This window comes from Streptomyces sp. ISL-11, from assembly GCF_018614525.1.
Taxonomy (GTDB): domain Bacteria; phylum Actinomycetota; class Actinomycetes; order Streptomycetales; family Streptomycetaceae; genus Streptomyces.
This window is the reverse complement of sequence record NZ_JAGGOL010000126.1, coordinates 1-15,002: the sequence shown is the minus strand read 5'-3', so window position 1 is coordinate 15,002 and position 15,002 is coordinate 1. Positions and strand designations below refer to the sequence as shown.

11 protein-coding genes are annotated in these 15,002 nt (G+C 72.7%); 6 read left to right on the top strand and 5 right to left on the bottom strand.

The window, feature by feature from the left end:
• Window positions 1-2,718 (top strand): AAA family ATPase (locus tag J7E86_RS23870; protein WP_251019579.1); only part of this gene is annotated, 2,718 nt, incomplete at its 5' end.
• Window positions 2,719-2,763: 45 nt separating this feature from the next.
• Here J7E86_RS23870 and J7E86_RS23865 read toward each other — a convergent pair.
• The 3 genes from J7E86_RS23865 to panB form a co-directional block, all read right to left on the bottom strand.
• Window positions 2,764-3,588, bottom strand: coding sequence for an ABC transporter permease (locus J7E86_RS23865; RefSeq protein WP_215084040.1), 825 nt, complete (start codon window positions 3,586-3,588; stop codon window positions 2,764-2,766).
• On the bottom strand, window positions 3,585-4,607 hold the full coding sequence (locus J7E86_RS23860) for an ATP-binding cassette domain-containing protein (protein WP_215084038.1): 1,023 nt from the start codon (window positions 4,605-4,607) through the stop codon (window positions 3,585-3,587). Before J7E86_RS23860 ends, J7E86_RS23865 begins: the two co-directional genes overlap by 4 nt.
• Before the next feature lie 174 nt (window positions 4,608-4,781).
• Entirely contained in the window at window positions 4,782-5,657 is an 876-nt protein-coding gene (gene panB, locus J7E86_RS23855; RefSeq protein WP_215084036.1) for a 3-methyl-2-oxobutanoate hydroxymethyltransferase, read from the bottom strand.
• Between the two features lie 163 nt (window positions 5,658-5,820).
• Between panB and J7E86_RS23850 the strand changes: the two genes are divergently transcribed.
• The 5 genes from J7E86_RS23850 to J7E86_RS23830 all read left to right on the top strand — a co-directional run bounded on the left by J7E86_RS23850 (window position 5,821) and on the right by J7E86_RS23830 (window position 10,984).
• Window positions 5,821-7,485 (top strand): MFS transporter, encoded by a 1,665-nt coding sequence (locus J7E86_RS23850; RefSeq protein ID WP_215084034.1) that lies wholly within the window; start codon window positions 5,821-5,823, stop codon window positions 7,483-7,485.
• Window positions 7,482-8,108: a TetR/AcrR family transcriptional regulator gene (locus J7E86_RS23845; protein ID WP_215084032.1), complete on the top strand. Its 627-nt coding sequence runs from the start codon at window positions 7,482-7,484 to the stop codon at window positions 8,106-8,108. Before J7E86_RS23850 ends, J7E86_RS23845 begins: the two co-directional genes overlap by 4 nt.
• A 362-nt stretch (window positions 8,109-8,470) precedes the next feature.
• On the top strand, window positions 8,471-9,409 hold the full coding sequence (locus J7E86_RS23840) for an endonuclease/exonuclease/phosphatase family protein (protein ID WP_374223851.1): 939 nt from the start codon (window positions 8,471-8,473) through the stop codon (window positions 9,407-9,409).
• A gap of 132 nt (window positions 9,410-9,541) precedes the next feature.
• Window positions 9,542-10,750 carry an MFS transporter gene (locus J7E86_RS23835; RefSeq protein WP_215084028.1) on the top strand — a complete coding sequence of 403 codons (1,209 nt, stop codon included), beginning with the start codon at window positions 9,542-9,544 and terminating at the stop codon, window positions 10,748-10,750.
• Window positions 10,751-10,771: 21 nt separating this feature from the next.
• A complete protein-coding gene (locus tag J7E86_RS23830; protein ID WP_215084026.1) occupies window positions 10,772-10,984 on the top strand; it encodes a DUF2277 domain-containing protein in 213 nt (70 codons plus the stop codon).
• Window positions 10,985-11,172: 188 nt separating this feature from the next.
• Here the strand turns inward: J7E86_RS23830 and J7E86_RS23825 are convergent, their stop codons facing one another.
• Window positions 11,173-12,927, bottom strand: a complete 1,755-nt coding sequence (locus J7E86_RS23825; protein ID WP_215084025.1) for an NAD+ synthase — start codon at window positions 12,925-12,927, stop codon at window positions 11,173-11,175.
• A 314-nt stretch (window positions 12,928-13,241) separates the two neighbouring features.
• A complete protein-coding gene (locus J7E86_RS23820) occupies window positions 13,242-14,831 on the bottom strand; it encodes a multicopper oxidase family protein (protein ID WP_215084023.1) in 1,590 nt (529 codons plus the stop codon).
• Window positions 14,832-15,002: the final 171 nt, after the last annotated feature.

Sequence of the window (15,002 nt, the reverse complement as noted above, 5' to 3'; positions counted from 1 at the left end):
GGCGTCCCGGAGGCGCGGGGCGCGGAGGCCGCGTGGCGGCCCGCAGCCGGCCCCGGGACCGAGGCCCCCGCCCCAGCGGGCGGCGCAGCCACCACGGACCCGAGCCTTACGCCGCAGGGTGGCTCCGCCCCGCACGGCGGGTCCACCCCGCCCGCCACCGGCAATCTGCGGGCACGGCTCACCTCCTTCGTCGGGCGGGAAGGGGATCTCGAAGTCATCCGGGAGGATCTCCGGCAACACCGGCTGGTCACGCTGCTCGGGCCCGGTGGGGCCGGGAAGACGCGGTTGTCACAGGAGGCCGCCGAGGCGGCCGCCTCGGACGGCGGTGGGTGGGCGGACGGGGTCTGGTTCGCCGAGCTCGCGCCCGTCGACGACCCCGCGACCGTGCCCGAGGCGGTGCTCACCGCGCTCGGCGCCCGCGAGACCGTCGTGCGCGGCACCACCGCCGAGGGGGTGCGGGCCGCCACCGACGCGGCCGCGTTCGACCCGCTGACGCGGCTCTCCGAGCACTGCGCGCCGCGCCGCATGCTGCTCGTACTCGACAACTGCGAGCACGTCATCGGCGCCGCCGCCCTGCTCGCCGACACCCTCCTCGCCCACTGCCCGGGCGTGACCGTCCTCGCCACGAGCCGCGAACCCCTCGCCGTCCCGGGCGAATTGGTGCGGCCGGTCGAGCCGCTGCCCGACCCCGTCGCCCTGCGGCTGCTCGCCGACCGCGGCGCCGCCGCCCGGCCCGGCTTCCGGATCGACGACGACCCCGAGGCGTGCGCCGAGATCTGCCGCCGCCTGGACGGCCTGCCGCTGGCCATCGAACTCGCCGCCGCCCGCCTGCGGATGCTCACCCCCCGCGGGCTCGCCGACCGCCTCGACGACCGCTTCCGGCTGCTGACCTCCGGCAGCCGCACGGTCTTGCCCCGGCAGCAGACCCTGCGCGCGGTCGTCGACTGGTCCTGGGACCTCCTCGACGCACCCGAACGCGCCGTCCTGCGGCGCCTTTCCGTCTTCGCCGGCGGCTGCGACCTGGGCCTGGCCGAGGAGGTGTGCGCGGACGGCAGCGGCGGCGGCAGCGTCGGGGCGCGGGACGTCGCCGCGCTCCTCGGCTCCCTCGTCGACAAGTCGCTGGTGGTCGCCGCGCCCGCCGCCGACGGCGAGATGCGCTACCGCCTCCTGGAGACCGTGGGGGAGTACGCCGCCGAGCGCCTGGACGAGGCCGGCGAGCGGGCGGAGGTGGAGCACCGCCACCTGGTCGCCTACCGCGAACTGGCCCGCACCGCCGACCCCCTGCTGCGCGGGCCCGCGCAGCGCACCTGGCTGGAGCGGCTGGAGCTGGAGCACGACAACCTGCGGACCGCGCTGCGCCGCGCCGTCGCGGCGCGCGAGGAGCAGGAGGCGCTGTGCCTGGTGCTGTCCCTGGCCTGGTTCTGGCAGCTGCGCGACCACCGCGCCGACGCCCGCGCCTGGGCGGAGGCGACCGCGACCCTGGGCCCGAACCCCTTCGCCGACCCCGTGGAGCCGGCGCCGCCGCTGTACGTCGGCTGTACGGACGCCCCGCCGCCCATGTCGCCGGAGCTGCTGACCGAGGCGCGGCGCGGCGTGCGGCTGGTCGCGCTCTCCAACGTGGAGAGCGACATGCACGTGATCGGCGCGCCGGAGTACCAGGAGCGGATGCGCGGCATCCTCGCCGCCTACGGCGAGGGACAGCCGCAGAACTGCCGGCTGCCGGGGGCCATGTGGCTGTTCGCGATCCTGCTGTCCGGCGACTTCGAGCACCTGCACAGAGCCGTCGACGCGTGCGTGGAGCGCTCCCGCGAGCTGGGCTACGACTGGGGACTCGCCCACGCCCTCCAGCTCCGGTCCAAGATCCTCAACGACCGTACGGGCCGGCTCCACGAGGGCGCGCGGGACGCCGACGAGAGCCTGGAGCTCTTCCGGCGGATCGGTGACTCCTGGGGCGTGGCCGAGGCCCTGTCCGGGCGCGCCGAGGCGCGTGAGCGGCGCGGTGAGTTCGCCCTCGCCGCCGAGGACTACCGCCAGGCCGTCGAGGAGGTCCACGTGCTCGGGGCGCGCGGCGACGTGCCGGGGCTGCGGGTGCGGATGGCCGAGGCGCTCATGGAGGCGGGCGAGCTGGAGGTGGCGGAGGGCGAGCGGATGCTCCGGCAGGCGATCGCGGAGGCGCACAAGACCAACCCCGACGCGGCGGCCTTCGCCCGTGTGCAGCTGGGCACCCGGGTCGCCCGGGCCGGCCGTACGGCCGAGGCGCGGGAGCTGTTCGAGGGGCTTCAGGCGGACTTCCGCAAGGGCGCCCTGCTGGTGTTCGAGAACATGATGCTCGGCCAGGTGGCCTGGCTCGACGTGCTGGAGGGCCGGCCGGCGGACGGGCTGCCGAAGCTGCGCACCGCGCTCGCGCGGCGTGACGACCCGCTGGCCAGGCTCGTCGCGCCGCAGATGCCGGCGATCCAGCTGATGTACGCGGCGCTGGCCTGCGCCGAGATGGCCCGTGACGAACCGGCCGGCACCGTACGGGCCGCCGTGGCCGCCCGTCTGATCGGCGCCAGTGAGGCGGTGCGCCCCAGCGACTTCCCCGTGCTCTCCGTCGAGCGCGAGGTCCGCGCGCGGGCGGAGGCCGGAGCCCGGGCGGTGCTGGGCGACGCCGCGTACGAGAGTGCGTACGCCGAGGGCGGCGGCCTCTCCCTGGAGGAGGCCACCGCCCTGTTGTGACGCGCCGGGATGTGGCGGGTGGCGGGGTTCACCCCTGCCGCCGGCTCAGGTCCGCTTCCGGAACTTGGCCACGGCCAGCGGCGCGGTGACCACGGTGATGGCCACGGACCAGCCGAGCACCATCCATATCGACTCTGCCACGGGCCCGCCGTTGATGAGGTTGCGCGCGGCGTCGGCGAGGTTGGACAGCGGGTTGTAGTCGGTGAAGGTCTCCAGCCAGCCGGGCATCTTCGCGGTGGGGGCGAAGATGGAGCTGCCGAACTGGAGCGGCATCAGGACGATCATCGCGATGCCCTGGACGGCCTGCGGGGTCTTCATGGTCAGGCCCAGCAGGATGAAGATCCACATCAGGGAGGCGCCGAAGACGAGGGAGAGCGCCACGGCCGCGAGCAGGTGCGGCACGGAGGTGCTGACCTCCAGGCCCAGGACGAAGCCCATGCCCAGGAGGATGGCGCTCGCGATGATCATCCGGCCGATCTCGACGAGGATCTTCGCGATGAGGACGGAGGACCGGGCTATCGGCATGGTGCGGAAGCGGTCCATCACCCCCTTCTTGAAGTCGTCGTTGATGCCGGTGCCGACGGCCATGGAGATGTTCATCCCCATCATCGCCATCAGGCCGGGGACGAGGTAGTTCACATAGTCCTGCTCCTTGCCCTCACCGGCGATCGAGCCGCCGAAGACATAGGTGAACAGCAGGATGAAGATGATCGGCATGAGCACGGCGTCGAACATCGACTCCGGGTCCTGCTTGATCTGGAGCATGTTCCGGCGCGCGAGGGCGCCGATGTGCCGCAGGTTGCCCCGCAGGCCGATGCGGCCGTCGTGGGCCGACGCCTTTACGGGCGCGCTGATCGTCGCCGCGCTCATGCCGCGACCTCCTCAAGTGCTTCGGTGGCGTCCGCGGGCGCCGAGACGGATGCCTTCTGGCCCGTGACGGCCAGGAAGACCTCGTCCAGGCTGGGCAGATGGGTGCTGACGCCGGAGAGGGCGAAGCCGCGCGCGCCCAGCAGCCCGACGACGGCGGTCAGTTGTTCGTCGCTGACGATGGGGACGTTGACCACGCCCTCCGCTTGGTCGGCGGTGGCGCCGGCGACGCCGTCCAGACCGGCCTGGGCCAACGCACCGACCATCCGGGGCAGCTCGCCGCGGTCGGCCGGGCGGACCTGCAGGGTGCGGCCGCCGACCCTGGCCTTGAGCTCGTCGACCCGGCCGCCCGCGATCACCCGGCCGCGGTCGATGACCGTCAGCTCCTGGGCGAGCTGCTCGGCCTCCTCCATGTACTGCGTGGTGAGGAGGACCGTGGTGCCCTCGGTGACCATCCGCTGGACCTCCTCCCACACCTCGTTGCGGGTGCGGGGGTCGAGGCCGGTGGTGGGCTCGTCGAGATAGAGGACGGCCGGCTGCCCGATCATCGAGGCGGCCAGGTCGAGCCGGCGGCGCATACCGCCGGAATAGGTCATGGCGGGGCGCTTGGCGGCCTCGGTGAGGGAGAAGCGCTCCAGCATCGCGTCGGCGCGGCGGCGGGAGTCCTTGCGGGACAGATCGAGCAGCCGGCCGATCATGTAGAGGTTCTCGAAGCCGGAGAGCTTCTCGTCCACCGAGGCGTACTGCCCGGTCAGGCCGATCACCCGGCGCAGCTGGCGGGGCTGGGTGAGCACGTCGTACCCCGCCACGCGGGCGCTGCCGGCGTCCGGCCGGATCAGCGTGGACAGGGCCCGTACCAGCGTCGTCTTGCCGGCGCCGTTGGGGCCGAGCACACCGAGGACCGTGCCCTCGCGCACATCCAGGTCGACCCCGTCCAGGGCCTTGGTCTCTCCGAAGTGCTTGACCAGGCCCCGGACTTCTACGGCGTTCCCGCCGCTTCCTGAGGTGTCTTTTCGCGTCATGACCCCTACGGTGTCAGCACCCACTGACAACGGGCCAAGGGATTTCCGACAGCTCGCCGATATCCCGCCGACAGGCGCAATCAAGCCCGTCCGGCGATTGAGGACGCGCCCGCAGGGCGCTCGCCGCCGCAGGCGGCAAAGACGGCCCGCAGTCGAAGACCCGCCGGACACCGCCTAATGGAAGGAGTGCTCCTCCGCCGGGTACGCCCCGCCGACGACGTCCTCCGCGAAGGCCTGCGCCGCGTCGCCGAGGACCTCGCGCAGGCGCGCGTACTGCTTGACGAAGCGCGGCAGCCGGCCCGCGTTCAGGCCGGCCATGTCCGTCCAGACCAGCACCTGCGCGTCGCACCCGGCGCCCGCGCCGATGCCCACCGTCGGGATGTGCAGCGTGCGGGTGACCTCGGCGGCCAGTTCGGCCGGCACCAGCTCCAGGACGACGGCGAAGGCGCCGGCGTCCTGGACGGCCTTGGCGTCACGCAGCAGCTGCTGCGCGGCCTCCTCGCCGCGGCCCTGCACCGGATAGCCGCCGTAGGCGTTGACCGACTGCGGGGTGAGCCCGATGTGGGCCATGACCGGGATGCCGGCCTCCACCAGCAGCCGGATCTGGTCGGCGGAGCGCTCGCCGCCCTCCAGCTTGACCGCGCCGACGCCCGCCTCCTTCACCAGCCGGGTGGCGTTGCGCAGCGCCTGGACGGCGCCTTCCTGGTACGAGCCGAAGGGCAGGTCGCCGACGACCAGGGCGCGCTTGGTGCCCCGTACGACGGCGGCGGAGAGCAGGGCGATCTCGTCCATGGTGACCGGCACCGTGGATTCGTAGCCGAGGTGACAATTGCCCATGGAGTCGCCGACGAGCAGGACGGGGATGCCGGACTCGTCGAAGACGGAGGCGGTCATCGCGTCGTAGGCGGTGAGCATGGGCCACTTCTCGCCGCGCGCCTTGGCGGCGGCGACGTCGCGGACGGTGATGCGCCGGGAACCCGTGCCTCCGTACAGCGCCTTGTTCGCGGCGGGCGCGGGGCTGCTGTCGGGCTTGTTCAAGGCATGCGTCATGACGGATGGCTCCTGTGAAGTGTCTCGAGGCGCCCTGACGGCGTCCCCGGATCCTCTCCATGCTGACACGCCGCGCGCGGGCGGACCAGAGCGGCCTTTTGTCTTTCGTAAAGACTTTCCAATACGAGACGGGTTCGTATCGGAAAGCGCCTAGGCTGACCTCATGGCAACCGTTCCCTCCGGAGTCCCGTCCGGCTCACAGCCCGGCCCGTCCTCCGGTCCCACCGACACACCGCCGCGCAGGGTTCCCGAGGCGGTGCACCGCAGACGGTGGGCGATCCTGGCCGTCCTGCTCTTCAGCCTGCTGATCGTCGTCCTGGACAACTCGATCCTCAACGTGGCGATGAAGACGATCGCCTCGCCCGCCCCCACCGGCCTCGGCGCCACCCAGAGTCAGCTCGAATGGGCGATCAACTCCTACACGCTCGTCTTCGCCGGCATCCTCTTCACGGCGGGCCTGCTCGGTGACCGGCTCGGCCGCAAGAAGGTCCTGCTCTTCGGCATGGTCGTCTTCGGGATCGGCTCGGTGCTCTCCGCCTTCTCCGGCTCCTCCGGCGAACTGATCGCCTTCCGGGCCGTGATGGGCTTCGGCGGTGCGTTCGTGATGCCCGCGACGCTCGCCATCATCATGAACGTCTTCGAGCGCGAGGAGCAGCCCAAGGCCATCGGCATCTGGGCGGGCGCGGTCGGCCTCGCCATCGCGATAGGCCCGATCACCGGCGGCATCCTGCTCGACCACTTCTGGTGGGGCTCGGTCTTCCTCGTCAACGTCCCGATCGTGATCCTCGGCCTGATCGCGATGGTGCTGCTCGTCCCCGACTCCAAGGACCCCAAGCCCGGCCGCCTCGACCCCGTCGGCGTGCTGCTCTCCGTCGTCGGCCTGGTCCTGCTCGTCTACGGCATCATCAAGGGCGGCCAGCTCGCCGACTTCACCGACCCCGAGGTCTACGGAACGGTCGGCGGCGGACTGCTGGTCCTGGTCCTCTTCGTGCTGCACGAGCGGCGCAGTTCGCACCCCGCCATCGACGTGCGCTACTTCCGCAAGCCGGCGTTCTCCGCCGCCGTCTCCTCCATCGCGCTGGTCTTCTTCGCGCTGATGGGAACGACGTTCTTCATCGTCTTCTACACCCAGAGCGTGCGCGGCTACACCCCGCTGCAGAGCGGTCTGCTGCTCCTGCCGCTCGCCGCCGCGCAGATGTTCTTCGCGCCGCGCGCCCGGCTGGTCGTCGAGAAGTTCGGCGCCCGGGCCGTGTGCACCGGCGGCATGCTCACCGTCGCCGCCTCCACCGCGGGCTTCCTGCTGCTCGACACCGACACCCCGATCTGGGTCCTGGAGGTGCTGTTCTTCCTCCAGGGCACCGCGATGGCCCACATCATGCCGCCCGCCACCGTCTCGATCATGCAGTCGCTGCCGCGCGAGAAGGCCGGTTCCGGCTCCGCCGTGAACAACACCTTCCGGCAGGTCGGCGGAGCGCTCGGGGTCGCCGTCCTCGGCTCGGTCCTCTCCACCACCTACCGCGACGGCATCGCCGGCGACCTGGACGCCGTCCCCGGCCTCTCCGCGTCCGCCCGGCACGCCGCCGGCGAGTCCATCGAGGCCACCCTGGGCCTCGCCGAGAAGCTCGGCCCGGCCGGCAAGGCCCTCGTCGGCCCGGCCAACGACGCCTTCATCCACGCCATGCACGTCACCGTCATCGGCTCCACCGCCGTCGCCCTGCTCGGCGCGGCCGTCGTCGCCCTCTTCCTGCCGGGCCGCGGCGCCGCCCCCACGGGCACGGGCGTGCCCCGGCAGGGCCTGGAGAAGGAACAGGCGGGGGCGGGGACGTGAGCACCGACGGCGCGGCGACCGTCCGCGGACCCGCCGAGCGGCGCGGCCGGCCGCGCAACGCCGCCGTCGACACCACGGTCGTCGAGACGGTCCTGAGCCTGCTGGAGGACGGCGTCACCATCGGCGAGCTGTCGATGGAGCGCGTCGCCCGCGAGGCCGGCGTCGGCAAGGCCACCCTCTACCGGCGCTGGGCCGGCAAGGAGGAGCTGATGCTCGACGTGCTGCGCTCCCTCGACTCCGCCAACCCCGAACCCGCCGGCGTCTCGGCCCGCGACGACCTCGTCACCATGCTGGAGTTCCTGCGCCTGCGTGGCCTGGCCAAGCGTTCCTCCGCCGTGCTCCGCACGGTGGTCACCCAGGTCCAGGCCCACCCCAAGCTGTGGCGGGAGTACCACGACACGGTCGTCACCGCCCGGCGCGAGGCCCTCTTCGCGGTACTGCGCCGGGGCATGGCCGCCGGCGAGATCCGCTCCGACCTCGACGTCGAGCTGCTCGCCGACCTCTTCGTCGCCCCGATGATCTCCCGGGCGGTGCTCCACGAGTGGAAGGACCTGCACGAGGGGCTCGCCGAGCAGATCGTCGACGCCGTCCTGGACGGGGTCCGGCCCCGCCCGGCCGGCTGACAGGCGGCCGGCCGGGAGTCCGTAGGCGGGTCCCGGCCGGGCGCCGAGGGGCTCGTACGCGCGGCCGCCGCCGGGCCGCCCGTACGGGCCTCCCGGTGATCTCTCCCGAATATGCCCGTTGTGTCACAGTCCGCTCCCCGGCCGTGCCCGCCGGAACCCCGCCCGCCCGGACGCTCGTCCTCCCCACCGACGCCCCAGCCCGGGGCGGCCGGGACGCCCCGGCCACCGGTGATCACCTATCGTCGGTGCGCGGGGCCACAGCGGACGAGGCAGTGAGGACAGCGATGGCGCAGGCGTACATGCAGGAGACGGGCCGAGACGGGACCGGTCCGGAGCGGACCGGCTCCCGGGCCCGGCGCCTCATGGACCAGTGGCGGGGCCCCGGCGTCTGGCGGCGCGGCATGGTCGTCGCGGCCTTCGCCGCACTGCTGGGTCTGCTGATGCTGCTGCACACCCACCTCCCCAACCGGGTCGGCAACCTCGGCAGCCTCACCGAGACGTTCCTGCCGTGGCTGGGTCTCGGCATCCCGGTGCTGTTCGCCCTCGCCCTGCTGCGCCGCTCGGCCACCGCGCTGATCGTCCTGCTGCTGCCCGTGATCACCTGGGTGAACCTCTTCGGCGGGCTGCTGGGCGACAAGTCCGGCAAGAGCGGCGGCAACTTCACCGTGGCCACCCACAACGTCAACGCCGAGAACCCCGACCCCGCCGGCACCGCCCGCGCCGTCGCCGCCTCGGGCGCCGACGTCGTCGCGCTGGAGGAGCTCAGCGACGCCTCGCGGTACGAGCGGGCGCTGGCCGGCACGTACAAGTACCACTCCGTCAAGGGGACGGTCGGTATATGGAGCAAGTACCCGCTCGAACTGGTCCAGCCCGTCGACATCCGCCTGGGCTGGGTGCGGGCCCTGCGCGCCACGGTCAGGTCCCCGGAGGGACCGGTCGCCGTCTATGTCGCGCACCTGCCCTCGGTGCGCGTGAAGTTCAACGCCGGGTTCACCGCCGGACAGCGCGACAGCAGCGCCGAGGCGCTCGGCCGGGCCATCGCCCAGGAACCGGAGAAGCGGGTCGTCCTCCTCGGTGACCTCAACGGCACCATGAACGACCGCTCGCTCGCCCCCATCACCTCGCAGCTGCGCTCGGCGCAGGGCGCGGCGGGCGACGGCTTCGGCTTCAGCTGGCCGGCGAGCTTCCCGATGGCGCGGATCGACCAGATCATGGTGCGCGGCATGGAGCCGAAGTCGGCGTGGACCCTGCCGAAGACGGACAGCGACCACCTGCCGGTCGCGGCACGCGTCAGGATCTGAGAGGCGGGGGGGCGGGGGCCGGTCTCACGGGATGTTCATACGGGCGTTCGCGTCCGGGAACATCGGCCTGAGACGCTTTGTTCCGTAGAAGAACTTACGGAACGCTCGCACGCCCCCTTCGAAAGGCCCCCCATGCCCCTGGCTCTGCTCGCCCTGGCGATCTCTGCCTTCGGGATCGGAACGACCGAATTCGTGATGATGGGCCTGCTGCCCAATGTCGCCGGTGACCTGGGCACCTCCGTGCCCACCGCCGGATATCTCGTCTCGGCCTACGCCCTCGGCGTCGTCATCGGCGCCCCCCTGCTCACCGCCCTCGGCTCCCGCATCCCGCGCAAGCGGATGCTGGTGCTCCTGATGGGCGTCTTCACCATCGGGAACCTCGCCTCCGCGCTGGCCCCCTCCTTCGGGACGCTCGTCGCGGGGCGGGTCCTGGCGGGACTGCCGCACGGCGCGTTCTTCGGCGTCGGGGCGGTCGTCGCCGCCCGGCTGGTGAGCGAGGGGCGGCAGGCGCGGGCGGTCGCGACGATGTTCCTCGGCCTGACGGTCGCCAACATCGTCGGCGTCCCCACCGCCACGCTGCTGGGCCAGCACCTCGGCTGGCGCGCCACCTTCCTGGTGGTCGCCGCCATCGGCCTGGCCGCCATGGCCGCGCTCGCCGCGCTCGTACCGGACCTCCCGCGCGAACGCCACGGCGGCCTCGCCCACGAGCTGCGCGCCCTCGGCGACCGTCAGGTGCTCCTCGGCCTGCTCACCGCCGTCTTCGGGTTCGCCGGCGTCTTCGCCGTCTACAGCTACCTCGCCTCGATGATGACCGAGGTCACCGGCTTCTCCGAGACCTCCGTGACGGTTGTCCTGGCCCTCTTCGGCATCGGCATGACCCTCGGCGCCCTCGCCGCGGGCCCGCTCACCGACCGCGCCCTGCGGCCCACGCTCTACGGTTCGCTCGCCGCGCTGGCCGCGGTGCTGGTGCTCTTCGACTTCACCGTCCATGTGAAGTGGGCGGCGCTCGCCACGGTCGTCGTCCTCGGCGCAGTCGGGTTCATGACCACCACGCCCCTCCAGATGCTGGTCATGAACAAGGCTCGGCACGCCCCCACCCTCGCCTCGGCCTCCAACCACTCCGCGTTCAACCTCGCCAACGCGGGCGGTGCGTGGCTGGGCGGCGTCGCGATCGCCGCCGGCTGGGGCTGGACCTCCCCGACCCTCGTCGGCGCGGCCCTGGCCGTCGTCGGCCTGGCCATCGCGGTGACGGCGGGCTTCCTGGACCGCGGCGCGCCCGGCTCCTCGCAGGTCGTCGCCCGCGGCGAGTCCACACCGGCGGAGTCCGAGCGCGTGGGCTGAGGACCGCGCCACACTGGAGGCATGTGCCGCAGCATCAAGACCCTCAGGCCGCCGATGGCCCCGCACGTGGACGACGAGGACATCCGGGCGGCCGCCTTGCAGTACGTACGGAAGGTGTCCGGCTTCCACCACCCCGCCCCGCACAACCAGGCCGTCTTCGAGGAGGCGGTCGAGGCGGTGGCCGAGGCGACGCACCGGCTGCTGGATGGGTTGGAGATCCGGGGCGCGGGCTGAGCGCCGGGGCTCGCCCGCGGGCCGTCGTGCCGCCTGCGGCGGCGGGCGCCCTGCGGGCGCGTCCTCAAACGCCGGACGGGCTTGATTCGGCTGAGCTCAGCCGAATCAAGCCCGTTGGGGGCACCTCCCAGCGGTAGCTGGGGGAGCTTGAGAACACCACCGCGCAGCGGTGGCACAGACAGCGCGCCCTAGGGGGCGCTCTCCCGCCAGCGGTTCGTGATCGGCAGGCGGCGGTCCTTGCCGAAGCCCTTCGCGGAGATCTTCGTGCCCGGCGGGTACTGGCGGCGCTTGTACTCCGCCGTGTCCACCATCCTCAGCACCCGCGTGACCAGCTCCTCGTCGAAGCCCGCCGCGACGATCTCCGCGCGGCCCTTGTCGCGGTCGACGTACATCTCCAGCAGGCGGTCCAGGACCTCGTAGTCCGGCAGGGAGTCCGTGTCCACCTGGCCCGGGCGCAGCTCGGCGCTCGGCGGCTTGGTGATGGAGTTCTCCGGGATGGGCGGGGTCTCGCCGCGCTCCGCGGCCGCCTGGTTGCGCCAGTTGGCGAGGCGGAAGATCGAGGTCTTGTAGACGTCCTTGATGGGGCCGTACGCGCCGACCGAGTCGCCGTAGAGCGTCGAATAGCCGCACGCCAGCTCGGACTTGTTGCCCGGCGCGAGCACGATGTGGCCCTCTTGGTTGGAGATGGCCATCAGCATCGTGCCGCGCAGCCGGGACTGGAGGTTCTCCTCGGCCAGGCCGGTCAGGCCCAGCGCGCCCATGTACGCGTCGAACATCGGCGCGATCGGCACGGTCCGGAAGTTCAGGCCGGTGCGCCGGGCCAGGTCCTCGGCGTCCGCGATCGAGTGGGCGGAGGAGTAGCGGGACGGCATCGCCACGCCGTGGACGTTCTCCGCGCCCACGGCGTCGCACGCGAGGGCGGCGACGAGCGCGGAGTCGATGCCGCCCGACAGGCCGATCAGGACGCTGCGGAAGTTGTTCTTCACCACGTACGCGCGCAGGCCCGTGACCAGGGCCTTGTAGACCTCTTCGTCGTCGCTGAGGTGCGCGGCCGCGCCGCCCGGCGTCCGCGCCTCGTACGCCGGGAGGGGGTCGGCGGACAGCACGACGCGGTCGATGCGCAGACCGTCGTCCACGACTCCGGCCGGGGCGTCGGCGGCGGCCTCCGGCAGGTCGAGGTCGACCAGCACGCAGCCCTCCTCGAACTGCGGGGCGCGCGCGATCACCTCGCCGTCCCGGTCGACGACGATGGTGTCACCGTCGAAGACCAACTCGTCCTGGCCGCCGGTCATGGCCAGGTACGCGGTGGTGCAGCCCGCCTCCTGGGCGCGCTTGCGCACCAGTTCCAGGCGGGTGTCGTCCTTCTCGCGCTCGTACGGGGAGGCGTTGATCGACAGCAGCAGCCCGGCCCCGGCGGAGCGGGCGGCGGGCACCCGGCCCCCGTCCTGCCAGAGGTCCTCGCAGATGGCGAGCGCCACGTCGACGCCGTGCACCCGGACCACGGGCATGGTGTCGCCGGGCACGAAGTACCGGAACTCGTCGAAGACGCCGTAGTTGGGCAGGTGGTGCTTGGCGAAGCTCAGCGCCACCTCGCCGCGGTGCAGCACGGCGCCGGCGTTGCGCGGCGCGCCGGCCGGCTGGCCGAAGCGCGTCTCGCCCCCGCTGTGGTCGAGGTAGCCGACGAGCACCGGCAGCTCGCCGAACCCCTCGGCGGCCAGCCGCGCGGCCAGCGCGCGCAGCGCGGACCGGCTGGCCTCGACGAAGGAGGACCGCAGCGCGAGGTCCTCGACGGGGTACCCCGTCAGCGCCATCTCAGGGAACGCCACGAGGTGGGCTCCCTGCTCGGCGGAGTGCCGGGTCCAGTGGACGATCGCCTCGGCGTTTCCGGCGAGATCGCCGACGCAGGAGTCGATCTGGTTCAGGGCGAGACGAAGTTGAGCCACGTCCGACAGTGTAATCGTCTGTCTGACGCGATGTGGTGTGAGAGGGGTTACGGTGCCGCCTCCGGCGGGGTTCCTGATGTCGGGCCGGGCCCGGGCCGTCTTTGCCGCCTGCGGCGGCGGGCGCCCTGCGGGCGCGTCCTCAATCTCCCCCAGCTACCGCTGGGAGGTGCCCCCAGACGGGCTTGATTCGGCTGGGCTCAGCCGCTTCAGCCTGTCCGGCGCTTGAGGACACAGCACAGCAGCCCGTCCGGCGCTGGCTGGACATTCGGGAAGGGGCGGGCAGGGGAATGGATCCGCCGCACACCCCCCAACCCCTACCTCCGGTAACCCAGCACCGTCATCATCCCCGCCTCCGAGTGGTAGACGTTGTGGCAGTGGACCATCCACAGCCCCGGGTTGTCCGCGTCGAAGTCGGCCTCCAGGCGCTTGCCCGGCAGGACGATCGCGGTGTCCTTGCGCGGGCCCCCGCCCGGCAGGGCGAACGTGTGGCCGTGCAGGTGCATCGGGTGCCACATCGTCGTGTCGTTCACGAACGCCAGCCGGACCCGCTCACCCGCGGCGACGGGGTAGCGCTGCGACGGCGCGTACCGCCGGCCGTTGATCGCCCAGTCGTACTTCTCCATCGACCCCGTCAGCCTGAACGTCACCGTGCGGTCGGGCCGCCGGTCCGTGAGCCGTACGCTCTCCGCGGCCTTCAGCCGGCCGGCGGTCAGCAGGCTGCCGTCCAGCTCCCGGGGGCGTACGGAGGCGTCGGGCGCCGCGCCCCCGCCCGTACGCAGCAGGCCGAGGGCCGACTGCCTCTTGCCCTCGGCCAGTGCCGTCAGGGGGAAGACGCCGTCCTTCACCTCGACGAGCACGTCGTACCGCTCGCCCATGCCCAGCAGCAGCGCGTCGGTCTCCGCGTGCTCGACGGGATAGCCGTCCGTGTGGGTGACGGTCATGCGGTGGTCGCCGAGGGTCACCCGGAAGGCCGTGTCGCCGCCCGCGTTGACGAAGCGGATGCGGACCCGGTCGCCCGGCCTGGCCTCGAACGTCTCAGGGTCGGCCGCCGTGCGCCCGTTGACCAGGTAGTGCGGGTAGGCCACGTCACCGGCGTCGCCGCCGAGGAGCGGGCTGGTGGCGCCCATCATCATCCTGGAGGGACCGGCGGGCCCGGAGGGCGACGGCTTGGCCGCGCCCATGGACATGCCGCCCATCTTCGACATGTCGTGTCCGCCGTGTCCGCCCGACCCGCCGTGGTCCATGCCGCCCATGCCCCGGCTCAGCTCCGCGAGCACCGCGTCGGGCGTGCTGCCGTCGACCCCGTCCACCCAGTCGTCCAGGACGACGACCCACTCCTTGTCGTACTTCAGCGGCTCCTTCGGGTCCTCCACGATCAGCGGCGCGTACAGCCCCCGGTCCTGCTGGACGCCCGAGTGCGGATGGAACCAGTACGTGCCCGGGTGCGCGACCGTGAAGCGGTAGTCGTGCGACGCCCCCGGCCGGATCGCCGGCTGGGTGAGGTCGGGGACGCCGTCCATGTCGTTGCGCAGCGCCAGCCCGTGCCAGTGCAGGGACGTGGCCTCGGGCAGGTGGTTGGCGAGGGTGACGGCGAGCGTGTCGCCCGCGGTCACCCGGATCTCCTTGCCGGGCAGCCGGTCGCCGTAGGCCCAGGAGTCGACCGTACGGCCGCCGCCCAGGTCGAGCCGCGTCCGGGTGGCCGTCAGCTTCACCGGGCGTACGGGCCCGCCGCCGCGCTTCGCCTCGGCGGCGGCGACCTCCGGCCCGTCGGGGGCGACATAGTCGGCGGGAGGCTTGTCGGACGACGATCCGCTGTCGGAACTCGTGGAACAGGCGGCGAGCAGGCCGCCTCCGGCGACGGCGATTCCCGCGCCGAGCACGGCGCGGCGGGTGGTTGAGCGCATGGGAAGGAGCACCTCGTGGTGTCGGATTCTGCGTACGGGTCGGAGCGCGTACCGCCGCGTACGGGCGCGGCGGAACGCGCTGCTACACACGCAGCACCGACAACCGGGCGAGGGCCTTGTGCCGTGGTGGGGGCGGGATCGGCCACAGCGCGCGCGGCAGCCGCGCGCGGG